Source organism: Paraglaciecola mesophila KMM 241, from assembly GCF_000315015.1.
Lineage (GTDB): Bacteria > Pseudomonadota > Gammaproteobacteria > Enterobacterales > Alteromonadaceae > Paraglaciecola > Paraglaciecola mesophila.
Genome location: NZ_BAEP01000073.1, coordinates 1 through 4,849 on the forward strand (window position 1 = coordinate 1; position 4,849 = coordinate 4,849).

The 4,849-nt window shown below is 45.2% G+C and carries 2 protein-coding genes; one reads left to right on the forward strand and one right to left on the reverse strand.

Features of this window, described 5'->3' with window-relative positions; all coding sequences use genetic code 11:
* Positions 1–105 precede the first annotated feature (105 nt).
* The gene (gene rne, locus GMES_RS17335) at positions 106–3,270 is read right to left on the reverse strand and encodes a ribonuclease E (protein WP_006994062.1); all 3,165 of its coding nucleotides are present in this window, start codon (positions 3,268–3,270) and stop codon (positions 106–108) included.
* A gap of 574 nt (positions 3,271–3,844) precedes the next feature.
* Here rne and rluC point away from each other — a divergent pair.
* On the forward strand, positions 3,845–4,801 hold the full coding sequence (rluC, locus tag GMES_RS17340) for a 23S rRNA pseudouridine(955/2504/2580) synthase RluC (protein ID WP_006994063.1): 957 nt from the start codon (positions 3,845–3,847) through the stop codon (positions 4,799–4,801).
* Positions 4,802–4,849: the final 48 nt, after the last annotated feature.

Below are 4,849 nucleotides of genomic sequence, written 5' to 3' on the forward strand. Positions count from 1 at the left end.
CAGCATATCCCGTGATTAGCAATCGTGAATATAAAAAAACCGCTGTTAGCCATGCTGACAGCGGTTTTATATTGACGCTATTGAACGCTTACGCGTTTAACAATATTAGTCTTGTGATGCGGGTCTCGTAGCCGGCGCCCCAGAACGTGTTGATGCAGCTACCATAGCGGCTGATCTTCCAGAAGCATTTACAGACGGTCTTGCATCATCACTTAGCGAGCCAATGTTTAACGTATTGAACTCATGCTCAACACTGGCTGGCGTAGCCATTGGGTGTGAAGCACGTGCCTTAGATACGCTTGCGCTAACCTTAGTTGATTTTGCCGGCGCTTTTTTGGCTTTTGGCTTAATCGCCGGTTTAGATTCCTCTTCACGCTTTTCTGGAGCTGACTGCGTCGTTTGCACAATCACTTCATCTGCTTCAGGGGCAATTGCAACCGCGTCTACTTTAGCTGCGACAGTTTCAACCTTTGCGTTATCGTCAGGCGTGTTACTTTCCACGCTAGTATCGTTTTCAGTGACAGATTGCTCATCAATAGTTTGAACTGCAGCTACCTCAGGCGCTTCAGCAACTTCTTCACCTTTGGAAATAGTGTCCTCTGGTTGCGTTAATAAGTCGCCTTGAGCGGGTGCTTGCTGAGTCACATCAGCACTGATAGCTACCTCAGCAACTGAGTCCGTTACAGGCATAGCGTCCTCTTTGATGGCTTGTTCAGTTTGTACTAGCGCTACTTGAGCCTGCGGTGCATCAAATTGTAACTCATCTTGCTTAGCGCTTTGCTCATTATCGGTGACTTGTGTCGCTTGAGCTTCCTCATCTTTACGACGCTTTTGACCTGCAGCACGAATGTGACGAGGTGAACGACGACTGCGGGTACGTTGAGTTGTGTTTTCCGCTTTATCGTTACCCGTGTTATCCATTGACTCCGGTTTAGCCGGGTCTTCATGGGTCTCGTGAGAAGACTCTTGAGCGCGCTTCTCTTCCGATTTCGCCTTGGACTTTTTCGGTGATTCAATATCTTGTGCAGATACTGCAACAGGAGCTTGAGTTTCTGCAGCAACAGGAGTGTCCTGTGTCGCTGTTTGCTCCAATACTGCGGTAACTTTGCTGTCGACTTCAACAGCCGCTTGAGCGTTATGATTTTTGTTGGTTTCAATATCAGCATTGCTAGTATCAATTTTAGCGTTAGTTGTCTGCTCTTTACTATCATCTACACGCACGCTACGTCTGTTATCACGACGTTTACGACGCTCAGCAACCTTGTGCTCTTTTACTTCTTTTTGAGGAGCTGCTGGCTTTTGATCTTTCTTTTGCTCAGTGGTGGTGTTGTTAGCCTCTTTGGGAGACTTGTTATCGTTTCGAGGTTTACGAGTATCATTGCGACGAGGCTTACGATTATTCGGCTTTTCATTGCCATCGCGGTTGTCTGAACGATTGTCGTCTTTGCTCGCAGAGCGGTTGTCGTCACGATTATCTGAACGGTTGTCACCTTGCTTACCGCGGCGAGGATTGTTTCGATTCCGACGTTGTTGCGGCTTACGCTGAGGTTTAACTTCAGGTTCTGGCTCAGGTTGAGGCGCTGGCGCGAATAACGACTTCAACCAACTAGCAATTTTTGAGAGCAACGAAACGCTTTCAACATCAGCCGTTTTGGGTGTTTCAGGTTGAACAGCTGCGGCCTTAGCAGGAGAGACGAAGCTCTGTAGCATAGGTTGTTCCTTAACAGGTGTGGCCGTTACGGCTTTATCTGCTTCGGTGTCTTCGTTTTTCATCAACTCAACGTTATAACTCATGTCATGAATTGCATCATCAGGGCGACGACGGGCAACGTTGTAGTGAGGTGTTTCCATGTTCGGATTTGGAATAATGACCAATTGAACCTTATGACGTTTTTCAACGCCAGCGACAGCGCCGCGTTTTTCATTCAACAGGTAAGTTGCAACATTAACAGGTAACTGGGCTTCGATTTGCCCTGTGTTGTCCTTAATGCTTTCCTCTTCCATAATACGCAGTACTGACAATGCTAACGATTCAGTCCCGCGCACGGTACCGTGACCACTACAACGAGGGCATACATTGTGGGCAGAGTCCCCTAGTGATGGGCGCAAGCGTTGACGTGACATTTCAAGTAAACCGAAACGTGAAATGCGACCCAATTGCACTCGAGCACGATCGTGTCTTACCGCGTCTTTCATGCGGTTTTCCACTTCACGTTGGTGACGTACAGGCGTCATATCAATAAAGTCAATGACAACCAAACCACCTAAATCACGCAAACGTAACTGACGGGCAATTTCATCAGCGGCTTCAAGGTTGGTATTAAATGCAGTCTCTTCGATATCACTGCCTTTAGTTGCGCGGGCAGAGTTAATATCGATTGATGTAAGGGCTTCGGTTGGGTCAATAACGATTGAGCCGCCTGATGGCAAGCGCACTTCACGCTGGAAAGCAGACTCAATTTGGCTTTCAATTTGATAGTGGCTGAATAAAGGCACATCACCACGATACAGCTTTACACGATTTGCGAAATCAGGGCGAACCAACTCAATGTGCTTCATTGCTTGCTCGTAAATACTGGTTTTATCAATCAGTATTTCACCAATATCACGACGCAGATAGTCGCGAATTGCGCGAACAATAACATTGCTTTCTTGGTGAATTAGGAAAGGAGCTGGGCGAGATTCCGCCGCTTCAGAAATAGCGGTCCAATGGGTTAATAAAACACTCAAATCCCATTGTAATTCTTCAGCTGACTTACCAACACCAGCGGTACGAACAATTAAACCCATTCCATCAGGTAGAGTAAGGTTGCTTAGGGCTTGTTTTAGATCCGTGCGTTCATCACCTTCAATGCGACGAGAGATGCCACCGGCTCTTGGGTTGTTAGGCATCAATACTAAATAGCTACCCGCCAAACTGATAAAAGTGGTTAACGCAGCACCTTTCTGACCGCGCTCTTCTTTATCGATTTGAATAATAACTTCCTGGCCTTCTTTGATGACGTCTTTAATATTCGGACGTCCTTCAAATTTATAACCTTGAGGAAAATAGGTGCGGGCGATTTCTTTAAGAGGTAGGAAACCGTGACGCTCTGCGCCGTAATCCACGAAAGCGGCTTCTAGGCTGGGCTCTACGCGGGTAATTGTACCTTTATATATATTGGCTTTTTTCTGTTCATGACCAGGGCTTTCAATGTCTAAATCGTAAAGCTTTTGACCATCGACGAGGGCAACACGCAATTCTTCTTGCTGCGTTGCATTGATTAACATTCTTTTCATTCTTATTGACTCGGTGGTGTACCGATCGCCACGGATGAAAGACCTGCGTTGAGTTTCGACAATTTTCTGTCATGCAGCCTCGCGGCTGTATCTAACTAATTTTAAGTTTCTGCCTAAGTACCTTATGCGTTATTTAACGCATATATGTATTAAATACTTCCCATTTGGGTGTCAGTTTCGGCATTTCCTGACATATATAAATTCGTTTCTTAAAACGGTTAATACTCGGTGGTTATGCGTTGAAAAAAATGGGCATAACAAACCCAGTATGTTGTCAATTCAATTACATTCTTTACATCGGCCGCGATCAAATAGTTATTTATCATCGCTGATGTCTTGGTTCTGTTTTGTCTAATCCACGAAAAGTTACTCACTTCGCGATTGATAGGGCAGTATTTAACGACTTATTTGTATCGCACTGCTACCAGAACGGATTATTACATCTGTTTGTCTTGTTCGGCGTGTGCCTATAGCAAGACTGGCGCATTATCACATTAAAATCTAAACGCTGGCAAGCGAATAAAGTGCTGGTCATACATGGGGGGCTTCCAGTTATAATACTCTGATGATCACAGATACTACATTTCAGAAAGTCCAGTTTATCGATATCGAGCCAGACCTTGAGGGTCAGCGCATCGATAATTTTTTGCGTACCTTACTTAAAGGGGTACCAAAGAGCCTTATTTATCGCATCGTACGCAAGGGCGAAATTAGGGTTAATAAAAAGCGGGTTAAGCCCGAGTATAAGCTTCAAGCTCACGACCAATTACGTATTCCGCCTATTCGTGTGTCAGAGCCCAACGAGGCGCCTTCTACTAAATTGGATAAAGTGGCTTCACTTGAGTCTCATATTTTGTTCGAAGATGATTTGCTTATTGTGTTAAATAAGCCATCAGGAATGGCGGTGCACGGAGGCAGCGGATTGAGCTTCGGGGTGATTGAGGCGCTTCGTGCATTGCGGCCTCAAGCACGATTCTTAGAATTAGTTCATCGTTTAGACCGTGACACCTCAGGTTGCTTAGTCATCGCTAAGAAACGCTCAGCACTTAAAAACTTGCATGAGCAACTTCGCGATAAAAAAATGGACAAGCGCTATCAAGCATTAGTCGTAGGGGAGTGGCCCGAAAACCGTTATAAAGTCAATGCACCGTTGTTGAAAAACATTCTTAAATCCGGTGAACGTTTAGTGTCGGTGGATAGCGAAGGCAAACCCTCTGAAACTCGTTTTCGCGTGCTCGATAGATTTGTTGGCGCCACGCTTGTTGAAGCTTCACCGATCACAGGGCGCACCCATCAAATACGTGTGCATTGCTTGCATGCAGGTCATCCCATCGCTTGTGACGACAAATATGGTGATGCTGAGTTTACTGGGCTGATGAATAAAAAGGGGTTGAAGCGTTTATTTTTACATGCTTACTCGTTAGCTTTTATTCATCCTAAGACTGAAGACAGAGTTAGTTTCCAAGCTCCACTCGATAACCAATTAAACAGAGCATTAAGCGTGCTAGAAATTCGTCGTTAAAAACAAAGACAAGATGTCTATTTTAGGATTAAAAAAGGGTTTAGTTTT